This is a genomic window from Salinisphaera sp. C84B14, from assembly GCF_040361435.1.
In the GTDB taxonomy this organism is placed as follows: domain Bacteria; phylum Pseudomonadota; class Gammaproteobacteria; order Nevskiales; family Salinisphaeraceae; genus Salinisphaera.
Window position 1 is genome coordinate 1 of the sequence record NZ_APNL01000028.1, and the last position, 20312, is coordinate 20312.

20 protein-coding genes are annotated in these 20312 nt (G+C 65.4%); 11 read left to right on the forward strand and 9 right to left on the reverse strand.

Annotation, left to right across the window (positions count from 1 at the left end; genetic code table 11):
- Positions 1 to 8 precede the first annotated feature (8 nt).
- The 3 genes from C84B14_RS17055 to C84B14_RS17065 are packed head-to-tail and all read right to left on the reverse strand — an operon-like array spanning position 9 to position 1445.
- A complete protein-coding gene (locus tag C84B14_RS17055; RefSeq protein ID WP_353225884.1) occupies positions 9 to 395 on the reverse strand; it encodes a DMT family transporter in 387 nt (128 codons plus the stop codon).
- A 34-nt stretch (positions 396 to 429) separates the two neighbouring features.
- Positions 430 to 786, reverse strand: a complete 357-nt coding sequence (locus C84B14_RS17060; protein WP_353225886.1) for a DMT family transporter — start codon at positions 784 to 786, stop codon at positions 430 to 432.
- Entirely contained in the window at positions 783 to 1445 is a 663-nt protein-coding gene (locus C84B14_RS17065) for an HAD-IB family hydrolase (protein WP_353225888.1), read from the reverse strand. The genes C84B14_RS17060 and C84B14_RS17065 overlap by 4 nt, the downstream gene beginning before the upstream one ends.
- A 138-nt stretch (positions 1446 to 1583) precedes the next feature.
- Here C84B14_RS17065 and murB point away from each other — a divergent pair, with 138 nt between their 5' ends.
- From murB to C84B14_RS17100, 7 genes are all read left to right on the forward strand, one after another.
- Positions 1584 to 2597 carry a UDP-N-acetylmuramate dehydrogenase gene (gene murB / locus C84B14_RS17070; RefSeq protein WP_348767033.1) on the forward strand — a complete coding sequence of 338 codons (1014 nt, stop codon included), beginning with the start codon at positions 1584 to 1586 and terminating at the stop codon, positions 2595 to 2597.
- Between the two features lie 70 nt (positions 2598 to 2667).
- Complete coding sequence (locus tag C84B14_RS17075; RefSeq protein ID WP_353225890.1) at positions 2668 to 3792, forward strand: PstS family phosphate ABC transporter substrate-binding protein; 1125 nt, start codon at positions 2668 to 2670, stop codon at positions 3790 to 3792.
- A 346-nt stretch (positions 3793 to 4138) separates the two neighbouring features.
- On the forward strand, positions 4139 to 5803 hold the full coding sequence (locus C84B14_RS17080; RefSeq protein ID WP_353225892.1) for an isovaleryl-CoA dehydrogenase: 1665 nt from the start codon (positions 4139 to 4141) through the stop codon (positions 5801 to 5803).
- A gap of 213 nt (positions 5804 to 6016) precedes the next feature.
- Positions 6017 to 6445 (forward strand): MarR family winged helix-turn-helix transcriptional regulator, encoded by a 429-nt coding sequence (locus C84B14_RS17085; protein ID WP_353225894.1) that lies wholly within the window; start codon positions 6017 to 6019, stop codon positions 6443 to 6445.
- Entirely contained in the window at positions 6442 to 7863 is a 1422-nt protein-coding gene (locus C84B14_RS17090; protein ID WP_353225896.1) for a TolC family protein, read from the forward strand. The genes C84B14_RS17085 and C84B14_RS17090 overlap by 4 nt, the downstream gene beginning before the upstream one ends.
- Complete coding sequence (locus tag C84B14_RS17095) at positions 7860 to 9014, forward strand: HlyD family secretion protein (protein WP_353225898.1); 1155 nt, start codon at positions 7860 to 7862, stop codon at positions 9012 to 9014. Before C84B14_RS17090 ends, C84B14_RS17095 begins: the two co-directional genes overlap by 4 nt.
- On the forward strand, positions 9011 to 10612 hold the full coding sequence (locus tag C84B14_RS17100; RefSeq protein WP_353225900.1) for a DHA2 family efflux MFS transporter permease subunit: 1602 nt from the start codon (positions 9011 to 9013) through the stop codon (positions 10610 to 10612). The genes C84B14_RS17095 and C84B14_RS17100 overlap by 4 nt, the downstream gene beginning before the upstream one ends.
- Before the next feature lie 215 nt (positions 10613 to 10827).
- On the opposite strand, the gene C84B14_RS17105 is transcribed toward C84B14_RS17100, so the two are convergent.
- Together C84B14_RS17105 and C84B14_RS17110 are read right to left on the reverse strand one after the other, a co-directional pair.
- Positions 10828 to 11676, reverse strand: coding sequence for an MBL fold metallo-hydrolase (locus tag C84B14_RS17105; RefSeq protein ID WP_353225902.1), 849 nt, complete (start codon positions 11674 to 11676; stop codon positions 10828 to 10830).
- Complete coding sequence (locus C84B14_RS17110) at positions 11673 to 12368, reverse strand: NUDIX hydrolase (RefSeq protein WP_353225904.1); 696 nt, start codon at positions 12366 to 12368, stop codon at positions 11673 to 11675. Before C84B14_RS17110 ends, C84B14_RS17105 begins: the two co-directional genes overlap by 4 nt.
- Before the next feature lie 67 nt (positions 12369 to 12435).
- Here C84B14_RS17110 and C84B14_RS17115 point away from each other — a divergent pair, with 67 nt between their 5' ends.
- The 4 genes from C84B14_RS17115 to C84B14_RS17130 are packed head-to-tail and all read left to right on the forward strand — an operon-like array spanning position 12436 to position 16086.
- Positions 12436 to 12810 carry a gamma-glutamylcyclotransferase family protein gene (locus tag C84B14_RS17115; RefSeq protein ID WP_353225905.1) on the forward strand — a complete coding sequence of 125 codons (375 nt, stop codon included), beginning with the start codon at positions 12436 to 12438 and terminating at the stop codon, positions 12808 to 12810.
- Positions 12811 to 12832: 22 nt separating this feature from the next.
- Positions 12833 to 14167 (forward strand): MFS transporter, encoded by a 1335-nt coding sequence (locus C84B14_RS17120; RefSeq protein ID WP_353225907.1) that lies wholly within the window; start codon positions 12833 to 12835, stop codon positions 14165 to 14167.
- Positions 14168 to 14227: 60 nt separating this feature from the next.
- A complete protein-coding gene (msrA, locus tag C84B14_RS17125; RefSeq protein WP_353225909.1) occupies positions 14228 to 14887 on the forward strand; it encodes a peptide-methionine (S)-S-oxide reductase MsrA in 660 nt (219 codons plus the stop codon).
- 56 nt (positions 14888 to 14943) lie between these two features.
- The gene (locus tag C84B14_RS17130) at positions 14944 to 16086 is read left to right on the forward strand and encodes an alpha/beta fold hydrolase (RefSeq protein ID WP_353225911.1); all 1143 of its coding nucleotides are present in this window, start codon (positions 14944 to 14946) and stop codon (positions 16084 to 16086) included.
- Here C84B14_RS17130 and C84B14_RS17135 read toward each other — a convergent pair.
- From C84B14_RS17135 to pyk, 4 genes are all read right to left on the reverse strand, one after another.
- Positions 16083 to 17033, reverse strand: a complete 951-nt coding sequence (locus C84B14_RS17135; protein WP_353225913.1) for a bile acid:sodium symporter family protein — start codon at positions 17031 to 17033, stop codon at positions 16083 to 16085. The genes C84B14_RS17130 and C84B14_RS17135 overlap by 4 nt on opposite strands.
- Entirely contained in the window at positions 17030 to 17614 is a 585-nt protein-coding gene (locus C84B14_RS17140; RefSeq protein ID WP_353225915.1) for a Maf family protein, read from the reverse strand. Before C84B14_RS17140 ends, C84B14_RS17135 begins: the two co-directional genes overlap by 4 nt.
- Positions 17611 to 18693 (reverse strand): patatin-like phospholipase family protein, encoded by a 1083-nt coding sequence (locus C84B14_RS17145; protein WP_353225917.1) that lies wholly within the window; start codon positions 18691 to 18693, stop codon positions 17611 to 17613. Before C84B14_RS17145 ends, C84B14_RS17140 begins: the two co-directional genes overlap by 4 nt.
- 75 nt (positions 18694 to 18768) lie before the next feature.
- On the reverse strand, positions 18769 to 20190 hold the full coding sequence (gene pyk, locus C84B14_RS17150; RefSeq protein WP_348767621.1) for a pyruvate kinase: 1422 nt from the start codon (positions 20188 to 20190) through the stop codon (positions 18769 to 18771).
- Positions 20191 to 20312 lie beyond the last annotated feature (122 nt).

Genomic DNA, 20312 nt, shown 5'->3' on the forward strand with positions numbered 1-20312 from the left:
TTACACATCTAGCCGCGCCGCGAACCGGCCACCAGCGCCACGCCGCACATGATCAGCCCGGTGCCCGCGAGTCGCCCGACCGTGATCGTTTCATTGAGCGCGGGCCATAGTGCGGCGCCGAGATAGACCAGTACATAGCTCAGGCTCATCATCGGAAAGGCGATGCTCAGATCCATGCGCGAAAGCACCTGCAGCCAGACCAGAATCGCGATGGAATAGACGATCATCCCGAGCCAGACGAAACCGATGCTCATGGGCGCAACGATGCCGCCCCAGACCAGATTCAAAAATGCCTGCGGCGATTCGATCGGCCCGAAGGACAGCATGCCGCGACGCATGCACAGCTGGCCGGCGGCCATCAGCGACACCGACAGCAGCAGTAATCCGATGCTCACCCAGGAACGCCGACTGATACGCAGTGGCGACAGATCAGGCCGCATAGGCGAGCACCCCGACGCCGACCACGATCAACGCAACGCCGCACCAGCGGCGCTTGCCGACCGTCTCACCCATGGAAAACGCCGAATACGCGACCACCACGCCGTAGCTCAGTGCCAGCACCGGAAAGGCCAGACTCACATCGATATGTGACAAAACGACCAGCCACAGGCAGGTCAACACCACCTGCGTGGCCATGCCGGCCAGTACCAGCGGCTCACGCAGCGGCCGCAGCCAGGCATGGCCGGCGCGCGATTCCACCGTCCGGGTCATGCCGTGCTTGAGCAGGATCTGGGCCAGGCTGGCCAGCCCGACCGCGAGCACCAGAAATATCTGCGAAACGCTCACCAGCGTGCGACTTCGAGCCCCAGACCACCGACCTGATGAAAAAGCCGCTTCGAGGGACACACGGCCACCCCGTTCTCGACCCAGGACAGCAGCGGCAGATCGGCGTGCGAATCCGAATACGCGGTCACGCCGCGGCCATCCTCCGGCATGCCGTCGAGAGCTTTGACGCGGCGCAGCTTTTCGTCGTCGCGACAGTTCTCGCCGTCCATGCCCGCCACCCGATCGCGCGCGTTCCAGGCCACCCGGGTGGCCAGCACTTCGTTGATGTGCAGCTTCTCGGCCAGACGGGCGACATAGATATCGAAACTCGCCGAGGCGAGAATCACCCGATCGCCGGCGTCCTGATGGGCGCGCAGCTGGGCCACGCCCTGCTCGCGCATGGCGTCTTCGAGCAGTTCGTCCACGAAGCGATCGGCCCAGGCTTGCACTCGCTCGCGTGGCTGGCCGCCCACGAACGAACGCAGAACCTGTGTTTTCACCCAGGTACGATCACCCCAGCGCCAGAACCGCAGCAGATTCCAGGGCAGCCGCCAGGTCGCGCCCACACTCCGGCGCTTGCGGTGATAGCGCAGATAGCCGATCACGAACGGCAGGAAGGTGTCGTAGCGGGTGAGAGTGACATCGAGGTCGAACACGACGATGCGCTGCGACTGTGACAAGGCGTTCTCTTCTTCGATTCGGTTTGTAGCCAGCTTACGTCAAACACGGCGGACGTCGACACAGCCACAATCACGCGCTCTTGTATTTGTGCGGGCGCGCATCGACCATTACGGGCCTGCGTTCGTCCTACTGCCGCCATGCGTAAACCCCGCAAGCCAACCGCCGCGCAACAGCGCGCCCTGGCCCAGCACCTGGGCGCTGCGCTCCAGCGCAACGTGGCGCTGGCCCCGCGCACTAGCTTTCGTATCGGCGGACCGGCCGCCTTTTATGTGGAAGCCAGAACGCCCGAGGCTCTGGCCACGGCGATACGCGTGGCCCGGCGCTTCGAGATCGACTATTTCCTGCTCGGGCGCGGCGCGAACATCCTGGTCGGCGATCGTGGCTTTCCCGGGCTTGTCATTGCCAACCACGCGCGCTCGATCGACGTGTATGGCACCTGCGTGACCGCCGCCAGCGGCGCGCTGGTCTATCCCGACCTGATCGATGCGGCCGTAGCAAATGGGCTGTCCGGCCTGGAACACTATGTCGGCATCCCGTCGACGGTCGGCGGCGCGCTCTGGCAGAACCTGCATTTTCTCTCCCCGGCCCCGGCTCGTGAGCGCACCATGTTCATCGGCGAAGTGCTTGAATCCGCCGAGCTGCTGACCGCCGACAACGAACGTCGACGCGTGGACGTGGATTATTTCGAGTTCGGCTACGACCAGTCGGTGCTGCATTCGCGCGACGATATCGTGCTGTCGGCAACCTTCGAGCTCGAGCCGGCACCGGCCGAGACGCTGACTCGAATCATGCAGGAGAACCTGCGCTGGCGCGCCGAGCGCCACCCGCCGCTGGACAGCGAGCCGTCGGCCGGCTCCATATTCCGCAAGATCGAGGGCATTGGCGCCGGCCGGCTCATCGACGAATGCGGCCTCAAGGGGCTGCGCTGTGGCGATGCCCAGATCTCGCCGCGCCATGCCAATATCATCGTCAATCACGGCCGCGCCTCGGCTGCCGACGTCTGTGCCCTGATCATGCACGCACAGCGCTGCGTACAGGCCGATACCGGCTATTGGCTTACACCGGAGATATCGTTCGTCGGCGAGTTCGGGCCGGTCACGCGGCTACCCGCCGATGCGCGCGCCTCGACGCCCCGGCCGGCTTTGTCATAAAAACGTCATATTTTCCTGACAGCCTTGCGCCAGGCGTCGGATTACGACTCAATAAATCCAGGAAGACTCAATGCTGACCTCGCTGCTCAACAACCAGACCAAATCGTTTCTCACGATCGCGGCCACCGCCCTCGCCCTGACGGCATGCGGCCAGGGCCAGGAACAGAACAGCGCCGAGGGCGCCGAGTCCAACCAGAGCTCGGCTGATACCCAAGCCAGCACCGGCGGCGAAAAATACGACCGCAACCAGATTCGTATCGTCGGCTCGTCGACCGTTTACCCGTTCTCGTCCTATGTGGCCGAGGAAATGGGCGCGACCACCGATTTCCGCACCCCGGTGGTGGAATCCACGGGTTCGGGCGGTGGCTTCAAGCTGTTTTGTAGCGGTGCAGCCGAGGACACCCCGGACTTCACCAATGCCTCGCGGCCGATGAAGTCGTCCGAACTGAAAATGTGCCAGGACAACGGCGTCGACGACATCACCCAGATCATGGTCGGCTATGACGGTATCGTGATCGGCCAGAAGGCGGGCGAGCCGCCGCTCGACCTTTCCCGCGAACAGCTCACCAAGGCGGTTGCCGCAAAAGTGCCGCAGGACGGCGAACTGGTCGATAACCCGTACAACAAGTGGAGCGATATCGACCCGAGCCTGCCCGACCACGAAATTCTCATCTACGGCCCGCCGACCTCCTCGGGTACGCGCGATGCCTTCGAAGAGCTGGTCGTCGAACACGGCGCGGAGAACATTGACGGCTACAACGGCGAAAAACCGAGCATCCGTCAGGACGGCAAGTTCGTGCCCTCGGGCGAGAACGACAACCTGATCGTGCAGAAGCTGTCCCAGAACGCCACGGCGGTCGGCATCTTCGGTTATTCGTTCCTGGAAGAGAACCGCGGCAAGATCCAGGCCGCCAAGGTGGACGGCATCGAACCCAAGCGCGAGCTCATTTCCTCGGGCGAATATCCGGTTTCGCGCTCGCTGTTCTTCTACGCCAAGAACGCCCACGTGGGCCGTATCGACGGCATGGAAGAGTATGTCGACCTGTTCCTGTCCGATCAGATGGCCAGCGACCGCGGTGCGCTCAAGTCTCTTGGCCTGATCTCGCTGCCGCCCGAAGAGCTCGAGGCGATGCGTGATAACTGGAAGAATCGCAAGCAGGTGACCGCCGAATCACTCAAGGCCGAACACGGCTGATCGGCATCACAACCAGTATCGGGTGGCTTCGGGGGTATGCCCCGTGCCACGCGGGCCGGCCCGAGGGTCGGCCTTTTTTTATGGAGCCGGTTTTTACGGTCGGCCAATGAACGCCAATCAGCGCAACGCACGCCGGTTTGCGCACAGTTCACCGACCCTCCTCTGGCCACTACGGCTGTCGGCGGATCTGCCTCGTTTCATTCCTGCTTATTCGCGTTCATTCGCGGACAACTTTCTGCACCGCCAGGCAGCGCTTGCAGGCGTATCCAGATGTAATCCGCGATACCTGTTGCTATCCGGTGGATGAGGCACAATCACGGCTTCGTATCCGAACCGGATGACCGTTATGTCCGACACCCCGCGTCAGCCGCGACAGCTTCTGCGCACGCACGACGTCACCAACCAGCCCCCGCCGCTCGAGCACTACAACGTGTTCACATCGGATACGGCGCTGGTCGAGACCGTGCGCCGGGAAGGCGGCGACTGGGGTCAGGACCGGCTCAAGACCTATGGCGCCATTGCCGGCACCGAGCTGATCGAAATCGGCTTCGACGCCAACGAGAACCGCCCCGAACTCACCACCTTCGATCGCTATGGCCACCGCATCGACGAGGTGCGCTTTCATCCGGCGTACCACCGCAGCATGGCGCTGGCCAAGGAACACGGCCTGCACGGACTGACCTGGACCGCCCAGCGCGAGGGCGCGCAGGTCGTGCGCTCGGCGCTGTTCTATATCCATAATCAAATGGAAGCGGGCACGATGTGCCCTATCACCATGACCCATGCCAGCGTGCCGGCGCTGCGTCATGCGCCCGATCTGGCCGCACAGTGGCTGCCCGGCATCCTCGCCAACAGCTACGACCCGACGTTCGCCCCGCCGGGCGAAAAGCACGGCCTGACCATTGGCATGGGCATGACCGAAAAGCAGGGTGGCTCGGACGTGCGCGCCAATACCACCCGAGCCACACCGCGCGCCGACGGCAGCTTCGGCCTGGTCGGCCACAAGTGGTTCTTCTCGGCGCCCATGTGCGATGCCTTTCTCGTGCTGGCCCAGGAAGACGCCGGACTGTCTTGCTTTCTGCTGCCGCGCTGGACGGCTGCCGGTCAGCGCAACGCAATCGAAATCCAGCGCTTGAAGAACAAGCTCGGCGATCATGCCAATGCCTCATCCGAAGTCGAGTTCTTCGATGCCGAGGCTTATCGCGTAGGCGCGGCCGGGCGCGGGGTGCCTACCATTATCGAAATGGTGTCCCAGACGCGGCTGGACTGCATGCTGGGCTCGGCCGGGCTGATGCGTCAGGCGCTGGTGCAGGCGATCCACCACTGTCGCTATCGCAAGGCCTTTGGCACGCGCCTGGTCGAACAGCCGTTGATGCAACACGTGCTCGCGGACATGGCGCTCGAATCGGAGGCCGCGATGGCCTATGCCATGCGCGTGGCGCGGGCCTTCGAATCCGACGACGAACGCCAGCAGCTGCTGGCACGTATCGCCACGCCGGTCGGCAAATATCTCATCTGCAAGGCCGCCCCGCCGCTGGTCAACGAAGCCCAGGAATGCCTGGGCGGCGCCGGCTATGTCGAAGAATCGATCCTGCCGCGGCTGTTTCGCCAGTCGCCGCTGAACTCGATCTGGGAAGGCTCGGGTAACGTCCAGTGTCTGGACATGCTGCGCGCGATGGCCAAGAGCCCGGCCGCCCTGGATGCACTCAACGAAGAACTGATCGAAGCACAGGGCGCGCACCCTGCCTACGATCGACATTGCAGCGATCTGAAGAAAATGCTCGGCGCGGTTGCCGATCAACCCACTCAGGCGCGTCGCGTCGCCGAGGCCGTCGCGCGTGCATTGCAGGCCAAGATCCTGCTTACCGGTGAATCGAGCTGGGTGGGCGAAGCCTTCTGCGAGGCCCGCCTCGGCAGCAATCGTGGCATGGCCTACGGCACCCTGGATACCGAACTGGATTTCGTACGGCTCATCGAGCGCGCAGGCGTAGCGCTCGACGACGGCTGCTAGTCCCCCCCGCCGACATCGGCCGCTTCATGCGTGGTACGAGGCGATTCGTGCGCGCGGATGAACGGCCGTTTTCAACCGCTCCTTGCAACGCCCTGGCGCAGCGCTGACAACGTCGTTGGCCCGGGCTATTCCATTGCATTAATAGTCTTGCAATTATATTAATGCAACATACAATAACCTGATTGATCCTCCTGCCGCCATGCGAGGCGCCGAGTGGCACAAGTGCTCCCGGACTCGATCCGTCATCAGTTCGGCTATCTGCTGGCCAAGACGCATCAGCGCCAGCTGCGCCTGTTCGAAACCCATACCCAGGGCATGCAGGTTTCGGCGCGCCAGTACGCCACCCTGCTTGCCCTCGAAGCCAACGATGCGCTGCACCAGAGCGATCTGGCCGAATGGCTGGGCCTGGACCGCACCACGGTGACCTATCTGGTGGACGGCCTTGAACAGCGCCGCTGGATCAGGCGCCAGCGCGACCCGGCCGACCGCCGAGCCCATCGTCTACATCTAACCGAAGACGGCATCGCGGCACTGGCCGACATACGGCCCGCGGCCGGTGCCGCCACTCAGGCACTGCTCGCCCCGCTGGGCGCCGACGAACAAACACAACTGCGGGCGCTGCTTGCCCGCCTGCTGCCATGAATGCCCTACGCCAACTCACGCTGGTTATTTGTCTACTCGGTCTAAGTCAGACCCTTGCCACCGCCGCGCCGCCGGCGACAGCCCGGCCGGGCGAGACCTTCACCCTGCCCGACGCCGCCGCGGCCCTGTCGCTGCGCGATGCCATCGACCAGGCCATGGCCGCCAACGTGCAGACGCTGCTGGCCGACGCCCGGCGCGACGAGGTGGCCGGCGATAGCCGCGAGGCGCGCTCTGCCTTCCTGCCCCATGTCTCGGCGCGCGTGAGCCAGGCACGCCGCCAGAACAATCTGGCCGCCCAGGGGCTGGATATCCAGTCGACCCTGGACTCGCTCGGCCCGGCGGCACAGAACGCCGATATCAGCGTGCCTGACGTCATCACCTACAACAGCTTCGATGCACGCGCCGAGCTGCGCCAGAACCTGTTCGACTACAGCGCCTGGCAGCAGTACAAGAGCGCGAAGCTCGGCGAGCGCGTGGCCGCCGATCAACTCGCACTGGCACGCGAACAGGTCGCGTCCCAGGCGGCGCTGGATTATGTAGGCGCGCTCGCCGCCCGTGCCTCAGTGGATGCCGCTCGTGCCGATCTCGAGCTGGCCGACCGGCTGGCCGATCTGGCCGTGGATCAGGAAAACGTCGGTATTGCCACGGGCGTGGACGTCACCCGGGCCCAGACCCGCCAGGCCCGAGCCCGGGCGCGACTGGCCCAGTCCCGTACCGATCGCACCCGCGCGGATATCCGGCTGGCGCGCACGGTGGGGCTGGCTCTGGACACGCCGCTGGTATTGAGCGACGACCTGCACTACCGCGCCGCTCTGGATGGCACCATCGCCGCCGATCTGGATACCGCCTACGCCAGCCGTGCCGAGCTGCGGCTGGCCCAGGGCGAACTCGCCGTACGCCGGGCCCAGCTCGCCGGTGCCCGCGGCGCACGTCTGCCCACGCTATCGGCGTCGGCCACCTACGGCGAAGCCGGCAACACCTATCACGAGAACGTCGAAGACACCTATACGGTCGGCGCACAGGTCGAGGTCCCGATCTTCGACGGTGGCGCCATCAATGCCCGTATCGACAGTGCCGCGAGTCGTCTCGATCAGCAGCGTATCCGTTATCGCGACACGCGTACCCAGATCGAACAGGACGTACGCGTGTCTCGGCGCACGCTGCAGACGCTCGCCGAACAGGTGCGCGCCGCCGAATCGGCCTTCGAACTCGCCAACCGCGAACTCGATCTGTCCCGCGATCGCTTTGCCGAGGGCATCAGCGACAACGTGGAAGTGATCGATGCCCAGGCCGCGCTGGCCGATGCCCGCAACGGCCGCGTTGCGGCGCTGGCCGACTACACCCGTGCCCGTATCAACCTGGCCGCCGCGCTCGGACGTGCCGGCCGTTTTCGTCTTTATGAGCCCGCCACGCCATGACCGATTCCGTTGAAGCAAACGCCCACACCGATACGCCCGCCGCCAACAGCGGCAAGGGCAAGCGCGTGGCAGTGATCGCTGTCGTCCTCGTTGTGCTCTGCGCGATCGCTGCCGGCATCTGGTGGTGGCTGACCCGCGATCTGGTCAGCACGGACGATGCCTTCGTCCAGGCCGATATCGTGCAGGTCGCACCGCGCGTTACCGGGACCGTGGCCGAGGTCTATGTGCGCGACAACCAGCATGTCGAGAAAGGCGACCCGCTGTTCACCCTCGACCCGGCGGACTATCGCGCGCGCCTGGCCAGCGCCGAGGCCAGCCTGCTGGCGGCCAAGGCCGCGCATGCCTCGAGCCAGCGCGAGCTGGCGGTGACCCGCCAGACCAGCGGCGCCGATACCGATCGCGCCGAAGCCGCGCTCGAAACCGCCCGGGCAGAAGCCAGCCGGGCAGCGGCCGACGCCGAGCGTTATCGAAAGCTGTATGCCAAACGTGAAGTCTCGCGTCAGCAGCTCGACCAGGCCAATACCACCGCGACATCGGCCGCGGCCCGGGTGCGCGAGGCCAAGGCACAGCTCGACCAGGCCAGAACCGCGCCGGACCAGATCGCGCTGAAACAATCCCAGGCCTCGACCGCCGAAGCACGTATCGCCGAAGCCGAGGCCCAGGTCGAACAGGCGCGGCTGAACCTTTCGTACACCGACGTGCGCGCGCCGCAGGCCGGCAAGATCGCACAGAAATCGGTGCTGGCCGGCAGCCACGTCAACGCCGGTCAGGCCGCACTCGCGGTGGTGGCCGACGATCCCTGGGTGGTAGCGAACTTCAAGGAAACCCAGCTCACGCGCATGAAAGTGGGCCAGCCGGTTCGCATAGAAGTGGACGCGTTTCCGGACCACGAGTTCGAAGGCCGACTGGAATCGTTTCAGTCGGGCACCGGGCCCACGTTTTCGCTGCTGCCGCCGCAAAACGCGACCGGCAACTTCGTGAAAATCGTCCAGCGCGTGCCGGTCAAGATCGTGTTCGAACGCAACGGCCAGCTCGATGACGTGGAGCTTGCCCCGGGGATGTCGGCGGTGCCCACCGTGAACGTGGGCGCGCCGGTGAAATCGATCGACGAAAACCGCCCCGCCACGGCGACGGCAACGCCCGCGCAATGAGCGACACCGCCGTCGCACCGGCCGGCGAAGCCCGGTATCCCGCCAACCGCTGGCTGATCGCCGCGGTGGTGGGCCTGGCCGCGTTCATGGAGGTACTCGATATCTCCATCGCCAACGTATCGCTGTCGCATATCGCCGGCAGCCTGTCGGCGAGCCAGGAAGAAGCCACCTGGGTGCTCACGTCTTATCTGGTCGCCAACGCCATCGTACTGCCGGTTTCGGGCTGGTTTTCGCAGGTGCTCGGGCGCAAGCGCTTCTTCGTGATTTCGATCGTGCTGTTTTCGGTGGCCTCGCTGCTGTGCGGCGTGGCCCCGTCGCTTGGGTGGCTGATCGTGTTTCGCATACTTCAGGGCCTGGGCGGCGGCGGCCTGCAGCCGGTTTCGCAGGCGATTCTTGCCGACTCCTTCCCGCCACGACAGCGCGGCATGGCGTTCGCGATCTATGGCGTGGCCGTGGTGTTCGCGCCTGCCATCGGCCCGGCCCTGGGCGGCTATATCACCGACCATGCGAGCTGGCACTGGATCTTTCTGCTCAACGTGCCGGTGGGTATCGTACTGCTGATTCTGGCAGGGGCTCTGGTCAAGGATTCGGCCGCCTACGAGGCCGCACGCCGCGCCAAGCTGGCGGACGGCTTTCGTATCGACTATGTCGGCTTCGCCCTGCTCGCGCTCGGCCTGGGCTGTCTGCAGGTCATGCTCGACAAGGGCCAGCAGAACGACTGGTTCGATTCCCATTTCATCCTCGCCAACGGCGTGATCGCGGCCCTGTGCCTGGGCGCACTGATCTGCTGGGAGCCGTTCCAGAAGCATCCGATCATGGACCTGCGCCTGTTTCGCTTTTCCAACTTCGCCTTTGCCAACGTGCTGATGTTCATGCTCGGCTTCGTACTGCTCGGCTCGACGCTGTTGATCCCGCAGTTCGTGCAGTCCGCGCTCGGCTACACCTCGACGCTGGCGGGCCTCGTGATATCGCCCGGCGGTTTTGCCATCGTGCTGATGATGCCGGTGGTGGGTTTTCTATCCAACAAGCTCGAGGCCCGCTGGCTGATCGCCTTCGGCCTGGTGGTGGTGTCGGCGTCGATGTTCCATCTCGCCAGTTTCAACCTCGACGTGAGCTTCAACCAGCTCGTGGTCGCCCGTATATTCCAGACCGTCGGCATCGCCTTTCTGTTCATACCGATCACCAACGTGGCCTATATCGGCGTGCCGGCCGACAAGACCGACCAGGTCTCCGCGCTGATCAATCTGGCCCGCAACATCGGCGGCAGCGTCGGCATTTCGCTGGTCACCACCTGGCTGGCGCGGCGCAGCCAGTATCATCAGAACGTACTGGTGGAAAACGTCACGCCCTATAACGAGTCGTATCGCGACATGCTGGCGTCGCTGACCGCCCATTTCCAGCAGCTGGGCGCGAGTATGGAAGCCGCCCGAAGCCAGGCCCTCGCCTCGATCTATCAGCTGGTTGGTGAACAGGCGCAGATGCTCGCCTTCATCGACGATTTCTGGCTGCTGGGCGTGATTCTCGCGGCTCTGGTTCCGCTGGTGTTCTTTCTTGGCAGCTCGAAGAACACCGACATGCCGGAGGGCGCGGCTCACTAGGGCCTGTCTCGCGACGACAGGCCCTCCTATCGCCGGCTATGCTGTCTTAGACCGGGGTAGCACGAAAAATCGTTCGGCTTGATAACCCGCGTGTGCGAAAGCACGCTCGCCACGACCAACAGCCGTGTGGCCATCGGCAGAGATAACCGACGGGCGCCGGCGTTTCGTTCGATGGCGCTAAAGAACGCCGACGCAGTCGGCTGCTTTGGTGCCGACTAATAGAACAGCGGGTCGGCGTCCTGAACGCACAGCCAGCCATCGGTCACGGCCAGCGCATCACCCAACTCCACCAGACGTATGAGATGGGCTTTCACCTGCGCGGCGGCCATCGGCTGCAGACGCACGTCCAGATCCGGGTAGAGTTGAATCGCGATCTGCTCGGCCGTCATCGGCTCGTCGGCGCTCAGCGATTCCCATACCTGGGTTTCGCGCTCGCGCCGGTGGGTCACGATCTGGGCCAGCACCGCGGGCGCGTCTTCAAGCAGACGGCCATGCCCGGGTGCGATCCGCTCGATCGGCAGCGCCTGCAGCTGTTCGAGGCTTTGCATGTAGGCGCTCATGTCGCCATCCGGCGGCAGAATCACCACCGTGACATCGGCCATCACCGTATCGCCGGCGAACAGAAGGCCCGCTTCGCGCCAGAAGAAACACAGGTGATCGGCCGTATGGCCGGGGGTATGGATCGCCTCGAGGCATATCGTGTCCAGATCGACGATATCGCCGTGATAGAGCGGTCGCTGCGGGGCGAAGCCTTCATCGCGTATGCCTTGCAGCTCGAGCGGAAAGGCATAAACCGGGGCATTCAGCCGTTCGGCCAGCCGCCGTGCGCCGCCGGTATGGTCCGGGTGCGCATGGGTGACCAGTATCGCCACCACCTCCCCCGGCGCGGCCGCCGCCAGGGCATCGAGATGGGCAGCGTCATCCACGCCGGGGTCGATGATCGCGCAGCGCGAGTGGCCCACGATATAGCTGTTGGTGCCCGGGCCGGTCATCGGGCTGGGATTGGGGGCGACGACGCGCAGCACGCCGTCGAGCAGCTGTTCTGCCTGGGCGACGCCGGTCACGGTACACGCACCGTCGTAGCGTCCATGAGCGCGGCCAGCGCCGCGGCGGCATCGGCATAGCCGGCCAGCGATTCGAGCGTGGCCCGGGTCGGCGTCATCAGTTCGATCTCGCCGCGATCGTGCGCCGCCACCGCACGGGCCGGCTGCGCCCACCAGACATGGGTCGTTTCCAGGCCGTCGCAGCGTGCCTCGCCCGGCGGCGCGGCGGCGGCAAAGAACCGGGTGGAGTAGCGTTTGGGCGGCCCGGCGGGCGTGGTCCAGTGGGCAAAGAACGCCAGAGCGTCTAGATCGAAGCGCAAGTCCAGCTCCGTCACGATCGCCGCCCAGCTCGTCGTCTGTGTATTGAGCGCATGGCGCAGGGCTTCGCGGCGCGCCGGCATAACCTCGGCATGGGCCGTGCAGGCAACCAGCAGGCCGGCTTCCTCAAAGCATTCGCGAATGGCGGCCATGGCCAGGGCAAAGCCGTTATCGCCCACCGTCTCTTCGATGATTTCGGCACCGCCACGACAGCGCGCGCGCAGCTCGGCCTCGTCATCGGCCGGATCGAGCGCGCCACCGGGAAACACATAGGCATTGGCACCGAATACGTGGCTGGCATGACGGCGTAGCAGCAGCACCTCGAGACCGTTACTGGCCCCATCGCGCAGCAAGGCGGTGGTGGCCGCATCGCGTACGGTGACGACGCGGCTCAAGGCTGGGCAGTTGTCAGACAATCCATGTGGGCTAGCATACCTGCATCATTCCCCGTTTCGCATACCGATGCATCAGGTTTTCGTCTACGGCACGCTGCGCCCTGGCGAGCGCAATCATCATTTCATGGCAACCGCAACGCATCGAGGCGCGTACACCACGCCAGCACGCTTCACCCTGCTCGATACCGGGCCCTATCCGGCCGCTCTCGACGAAGGCCACACCGCGCTGGTGGGCGATGTGTTCTCGGTGGACGACGATACCTTCGCCGCCCTCGACCGACTCGAGGATTACCCGGTGCATTACACCCGCCGCGAGCTGAGCACCGACTACGGCGATGCCTGGGTCTATCTCTGGATCGCCGCTCGCGAGCCTGCCTGGCCGGTGATCGAGCACGGCGACTGGTGCAAGCACCTGCGCGCGCGCAGCGGCGCTCCCGACTGACAATCAACGAACGACAACGACCGTGAACGATTCCCGAACCCAAGCAACGCCCGAACGCGGCACGATTCGCGACCTCTACGATATGGTGACGGGCGACGAGAATGCCCGCGTATGTCGCGATATCTCCGACGAAGCCTGTCGTGAGCAGCCCACCAATTTCTTCATCCATCTTGTCGCGCTGCTGGCGAACAAGATCGGCGACCTGATCGCCAGCCCCAAGCTGGTGCTGCCCTGGCTGATGGGCGCGCTGGGCGCCCCGGTGTGGATGACCGGTCTGCTGGTGCCGATCCGCGAATCGCTGGCGCTGCTGCCGCAGCTGGCGGTGGCCGGCTGGATGCGCGCCAAGCCGCGCCGCAAATGGTTCTGGGTGGCCGGTGCGGCCATTCAGGGCGCCAGCGTGGTGGCCATGATTGCCGTCGCCCTCGTGCTCGAAGCCGTGCCCGCGGGCGCCGCCATCCTGCTGCTGCTGGCGGTGTTCTCGCTCGGGCGCGGCGTGTGCTCGGTGTCCTACAAGGATGTCCAGGGCAAGACCATTGCCAAGACCCGGCGCGGCACGCTGTCGGGCTATGCGGCGAGCGCAGCCGGCGGGGTCGCCATGGCGCTCGGCCTGCTGTTGTGGCTTACCCCCATCGGCAACGCCACGCTTACGCCGCTGCTCGTGCTCCTGGCCATCGCCGGCACGGCCTGGCTGTTCGCCGCCATCGTCTTTTCCAGCCTGCGCGAATATGCCGGTGCTACCGAGGGCGGCGGCAATGCACTCAAGACCGCCTGGCACAGCCTGGGCCTCATTCGCAGCAAACCGGGTTTCGCCCGCTTCATCGGCGTACGCGGGCTGCTGGTGGCCACTGCGCTTGCCGCGCCCTACTACGCCACGCTTGCCCGCGACAGCGGCGGCGAGGCGATCGGCAACCTGGCTATTCTGTTGGCGCTATCGGGGCTGGCATCGCTGGTATCGGCGCCGTTCTGGGGCCGGTTCTCGGATCGTTCCTCGCGCCAGGTGCTGATGATCACGGGCATCGCCGCCGGCGTGCTCAATCTGCTGGTGGCCGTTTTCGCCTGGCTGGATAGCGGCAGTGCGCTCGGCGTATGGCCGTTCGCTGCCGGCTATTTCGTGCTCGCCGGGCTGCATGCCGGCGTGCGCCTGGGCCGCAAGACCTATCTCACCGATCTTGGCAACAGCGAGGACCGGGCCCAGCTCACCGCCGTGGCCAACACCACCATCGGCGTCATCCTGCTCGCCGGCGGCGGCCTGATTGCGCTCATCGGCCTGCTCGGCGCGGCCTGGGCCGTGGCGGCATTGAGCATCCCGGCGTTCGCGGGCGCGGCACTCGCGGTGGGACTGCCGGAAATCGAATGAACGCATCGGCCACCCGCGCGTGGGCGTAAACTGATTATCTAATCCGCTACCGAGCCGTCCATGCGTCGTCTGTCCTGCCGTCTTATCGTTCTTGTCAGCGTCACACTGTTGTTCTGCGCATCGGCCGGCGCGGCCGATGCGCCGGCACCGGATGCGCCCTTCAAGCCGGACGTGGGCGCCGACGAAGGCGTGGCGATCTTTGCCGGCGGCTGTTTCTGGTGCGTAGAAGAAGCCTTCGATCAGGTCGAGGGCGTGGTCTCCACCACCTCGGGCTATACCGGCGGGCATCTGGCCGACCCCAGCTATCGAGACGTCACCGCAGAAACCAGCGGCCATGCCGAAGCGGTGAAGGTGGTCTACAAGACCGGCCAGGTGGATTACGCCGACCTGCTCGATACCTTCTGGCACAACATCGACCCCACCGATGCCGGCGGGCAGTTCTGTGATCGCGGCGATTCCTATCGCAGCGAAATCTTCTACGTGAACGACGCCCAGAAAACGGCCGCCGAACAGTCCAAAAAAGCGCTACAGAACGATCCGGACGCCCCCTCGCCGATTGTGACGAAGATCGTGGCCGCCACCACGTTCTATCCGGCCGAGGAATACCATCAGGACTATTACAAGAAGAATTCCCTGCGCTACAAGTTCTATCGCAATTCCTGTCGCCGCGATGCGGTGCTCGAAAAACGCTGGGGCGAAGCCGCCGGCGGGCACAACTAGGACCCCACAGGGCATCTAACCGCGGCCGGCGGCGCAGGGCGTGCGACAATACGTCCATGCTCGACCGAATACGCCGTCGCGCCGCAGCGGCGCGTGACAACGCACGCGATGCCCTGACCAACGGGCGAGACTGGCTGCGCAAGGACCCTGACCTCTACCAGGCAGAGCGCACGCCCTATCGCGTCATTCATCGACTGGGACTGATGGCGGTCCGCTACTACCCGCCGCTTGAGGACGACGCAATCCCGGTGGGCGACGGCGTCGAGCCGGTTGCCGGGCACGAGCACGCCATACCGGTCGTGCTCGTGCCGCCGCTGGCAGCCAGCACGCTCATCTTCGATCTGTTGCCGCAGCGCAGCCTGGTGCGCTATCTGCGGGCGCGCGGCTTTGCCGTCTACCTCATCGACTGGGGCGAGCCGGGCCGCGACGATGCCCATCTGGGCGTACGCGACTATGCCCTGCGCCTGCTGCCCGATGCACTCACCGCGGTTCGCGGGCATAGCGGCAGCCCCGATGTGTCGCTGCTTGCCTACTGCATGGGCGGCCTGTTCACCCTCATTTATGCCGGCACCGGCTGCGACCACGGCATTCGCAATATCGTGACCATCGCCAGCCCCGTCGACATGCACGATGCCACGCTGGCCGCACGTACGCTGCGCGCGCTCAACCATCCGGCACGCCTGATTCGTCGCCATACCCGCTGGCGCGTCCACCAGATCGATCCGCGATTGATGCATGTGCCGGGCTGGCTCAACGGCATGGCGTTCAAGCTCACCAACCCCATCGGCAGCCTGACTACCTATCTGACGCTGCTACGCGGGCTGGGCGATCGCGACTTCGTGGCCACCCATGCCACCTTCGGCCGCTGGATGGGCGATATGCTCGACTACCCCGGCACGCTGGTTCAGGATTTTCTGGTCACGCTCTGGATCGACAACGCCCTGGCCAGCGGCACCGTACGCCTGGGCGAGGTCGAATCCGACCTGGCGCGCATCGACTGCCCGCTGCTCGCCATCGCTGGCGAATCCGACCAACTGGTCGGCGTGGCGAGCGTGCGCCGCATCATGGCCCTGGTCACCAGCGAAGACCGCCGCTTCGAACTGGCCCCGGGCGGCCACGCCGGGGTGTTCGCCGGCAGCGAGGCGCCGACCCATACCTGGCGTATCGCCGCCGACTGGCTTGCCGTGCGTTCGGACTAGATACCATCTGACGCGTCGTGCCCGGCACGACGCGTGGAACGCGAACAGGCAGCCGCGAACAGCGCACCGCTGACGTTGTGCCACACCGAGAACACCGCCCCGGGCAACGCCGCAGCAGCCGAGAAATACTGCTGGGCGAGCGCGACCGCCAGCCCCGAATTCTGCATGCCGACCTCGATGGCAAGCGTACGGGCAATACGCCGGTCGCCGGTCAGCAGCCGGGCACAGCCATAGCCGGCCGCCAGGCCGATGAGGTTATGCAATACCACCGCAGCCAGCACCACCAGCCCCATGCGTGCGATGGAGTCGGCGTTGAGGGCAACGATGATCGCGATCACCACGGCAATCGCGATGGACGAGCCGAGCGCACACCAGCCGTCGCGCGAGCGCCAGCGGTCGCCGATCCATAGATTGAGCACCATGCCGGCCACCACCGGCACGATCACGATTTCGGCGATGCTGATCAGCATCGAGGCCACCGGCACCCCCAGCTGCGCGTCGGCATAGAGCCAGGTGAGCAAGGGCGTGGCCACGACCGAGACCAGGGTGGCGGTACTGGTGAGCGTGATCGACAGCGCCACGTCGCCGCCGGCCAGAAAACAGATGACGTTCGAGGCGGTGCCACCCGCCACGCTCCCGACGAGTATCAGGCCCAGCGCTAAAGGCGCATCGAGGCCCAGCACATTCGCGATGGCCCATGCCGCCAGCGGCATGAGCCCGAACTGCAGCACTACACCGAGCAACACCACCGGCCAGCGCGTGATCGCGCGCGAAAAATCGGCCGGCGTCAGGGTCAGCCCCATGCCGAACATGATGACGACCAGCAGCGGCACGATCGCCGGTTTGCCGGCCACGAACGCCGAGGGCGCCAGGTAAGCCATGACCGCGAGCACGCCGGCGACCAGCGGAAACACGGCCGCGATACGGGCAGGCGACGGGGCCGTCACGCCATGGCTCCAAGCAAATCGAAGCCGGCCTCGTCGAGCAGGGCCGCAGTCTCAAACAGGGGCAGGCCCATCACGCTGGAATAGCTGCCGTCGAGCCGGGCGATGAAGATCGCACCGCGGCCCTGAATCGCATAACCGCCGGCCTTGCCCATGGGTTCGCCGCTGGCGATATAGGCCGCGCGCTCGGCGGCCGTGGTTTCGCGCATCGTGACGGTGCTCGTGGAAATACGCGAAACACAGCGCCCACCAACGCAGAGTGCGACGCCGCTGACCACCCGATGCGTGGTGCCGGCCAGCGACGCCAGCATCCACTCGGCGTCGGCGGCGTCGGCCGGCTTGCCATACAGCCGATCGCCGAGGGCAACGACGGTATCCGAGCCGAGCACGGCGTCTTCGCCATAGCGCTCGGCCAGCGCCTGCGCTTTGCCGCGGGCCAGACGTTCGGCCAGGGCTTCGGCGCTTTCGCCCGGCTGCGGCGTTTCGTCGATATCGGCGGCGATCGCCGTATGCGCGACGCCGAGCTGGTCGAGCAGCTTGGCGCGCTGGGGCGAGGCCGAGGCCAGAATCAATCGTCGGGTCATAACGGTTTCACATAGCGGGCCGGTTCGTCGCTGGCCGCGAACTCGATGAAAGCATCGCGCATCAGCCGGCCGGCATCGATGGCCTGATGCCAGGCCGCGAGCCGCGCATCGTCGTTTCCGGCATAGCGGTAGAAATCCTTGCGATCGGGCACCTTGCGATCAACCAGCCGATCACGCAGCGCCGGGCCGGGACCGATGAGCAGCGTGTTGGCGGCATGGCGCGGGCGCCGCCAGGGCAGGCTCTTGTCGAACCAGCCGGGCACGAGGCGTTCGTCATAGTGCGGCATGAGCACGAGCGGGGCCGGTGCATCCGCGCCCAGCAGCGGCTGATCGATATGGTAGTCGACGATGCCGCCATCGCGATAAACCCCCGGCGGCGCGCCGGCCGGATCGACCACGCCGCGCATCACCAACGGCACGTTACCGCTGGCATAGACCGCGTCGCGCACGTTGCCCGCGTTGAGTTCGACGCTGTGGACACCGAGATGCGTATCGGCCCAGTGCAATCCGCCCGGTGTGCGCGAAAACACCACCCGCTCGAAGAACCACCGCAGGCTGTGGCGGGAGACTGCGTTGCCCAGCGCGCCGAGGCCCGAGCCGAACATCAATGCTGCCCGTGCTTCGCTACGGGTGAGCGCGCGCGAACGCACGGTCAGTACGTGCAGGCGAAAACGCGGGTGGCCGAGTATGCCGTCGCGTACCTCATCGGTGAGAAACGTATCGAGAATCGAGCGCACGGTGGCGCTGATCTCATCGCGATCCGGCTTGGCGCTATAGAACTGGTCCAGATAAGCGTTTTCAAGCCGTGCGATCGCCGCGGCCGGGTCGTGACTGTGGCAGGCGGCCGCGAAGCGCCAGGCGCCGATCGACGACCCCACCAGATCCACCGGCTGCGCGGCACCGTCGCGATGCAGCCAGTCGGAAAACAGATACTGATCCAGCGCCGAAAGAATGAGCCATTTCGGCCCGCCGGCCGCGCCGGCCATGGCTCCGATCTGGCCCGGGTTCAAGCCCTGCGTTTCCAGCACGGCACGCGCGCCATGCCCGGCACGCAGGGTCAGTACGTCGTGAAAATCCATCGGTCTTGTCTGGCGGTCGGTCGCCGCATTCTAACGGTCACCGGCGCTGTGCGCCGATGACCGCGCGACCTGCGGTCAATCAACCGTGATGATCTTCATGGCGTTGGTGCCACCCGGCCCGGTGAAATCCCCCTTGGTGACCAGCACCCGGTCGCCACTTTCCAGATCGCCGCGCGTGCGCAGACAGGCCACGGCTTCATCCACCGGCACCACGCCGTTGAGCTCGGAGGGCAAAAATGCCACCGGAAACACGTTTCGACACAGGGCCAGATAACGCTCCGATGCCGGATACTGGGTCAGCGCAAAAATGGGGATATGCGTGTCCTGGCGCGACATCAGCAGGGCGGTCGTACCGGACTCGGTGAGCGCGATGATGGCATCGGCATGCATATGCCGCGCGGTATACATCGTGGCCATGGCAATGGCCTCGTCGGTACGCTGAAAATGCGCGGCCAGCCCGCTGGCCGGACGGTCGGCGGTGGCTTCGCGCTCTGCGCCGATACAGATTTTGGCCATCGCGGCCACCGTCTGGACCGGGTAGCGACCGACCGCGGTTTCTGCCGACAGCATGACGGCATCGGTGCCGTCGAGCGTGGCATTGGCCACATCCAGAACTTCGGCACGGGTGGGAATCGGGTTCTCGATCATCGATTCCATCATCTGGGTGGCGGTAATGACCAGTCGGTTCATTTCCCGCGCGGTCGCGATGATGCGCTTTTGTACGCCGGGCAGCTCGGGGTCGCCGATCTCCACCCCCAGATCACCGCGTGCGACCATCACCGCGTCGCTGGCCTGAATGATCTCGTCGAGTGCCGCAATCGCTTCCGCGCGCTCGATCTTGGCGCATAGGCGCGCTTTGCCGCCTGCGGCTTCCAGGCGTTCGCGCGCCTCGTGCAGATCGGCCGCGCTGCGCACGAAGGACACGGCGAGATAGTCGACGTCCAGCTCGGCGGCGACGCGAATATCGTCGAAGTCCTTCTCCGTGAGTCCGCCCGCCGACAGCCCGCCGCCGCGCAGATTCACGCCCTTGCGCCCGGAGAGTTTGCCGCCGACCTCGACGGTGCACTGAATACGGTGATCGTCGACCGCGTCCACCGCTAGTGAAATCGCGCCGTCGTTGATCAACAGCTGGCTGCCGGCCTTGACGTCGGCCAGCAGCGGTTCGTAATGAATGGCCACCGCATCATGCGTGCCTGCATCCGAGGCCATGCGCGTGTCCAGGGTGAATGCCTGGCCGGTTTCCAGCTCCACCGCGCCCTCCGCGAAGGATTCGATACGAATCTTCGGCCCCTGCAGGTCGGCGAGTACGGCCACCGGCAGTTGCAGCTCGGCGGCGGCTTCGCGCACGCGACGCACGCGCTCACGATGATCCTCGGCCTGGCCGTGGGAGAAGTTGATCCGTACGACGTTGACCCCCGCCGAGAGCAGCTTCGTGAGCACCTCCGGCGAATCCGACGCCGGGCCAAGGGTGGCAACAATTTTCGTTTTGCGTTTCATGCGTCGAACGCTAGCACAGCACCTGTATGGACCGCATGACAGCTTAGGAAAATCATGGTTTTAAGCTGCGCACCGCAGAACGCGATCGGTGCCGCGTCGATACCCTGCTCGTACCAAACCAC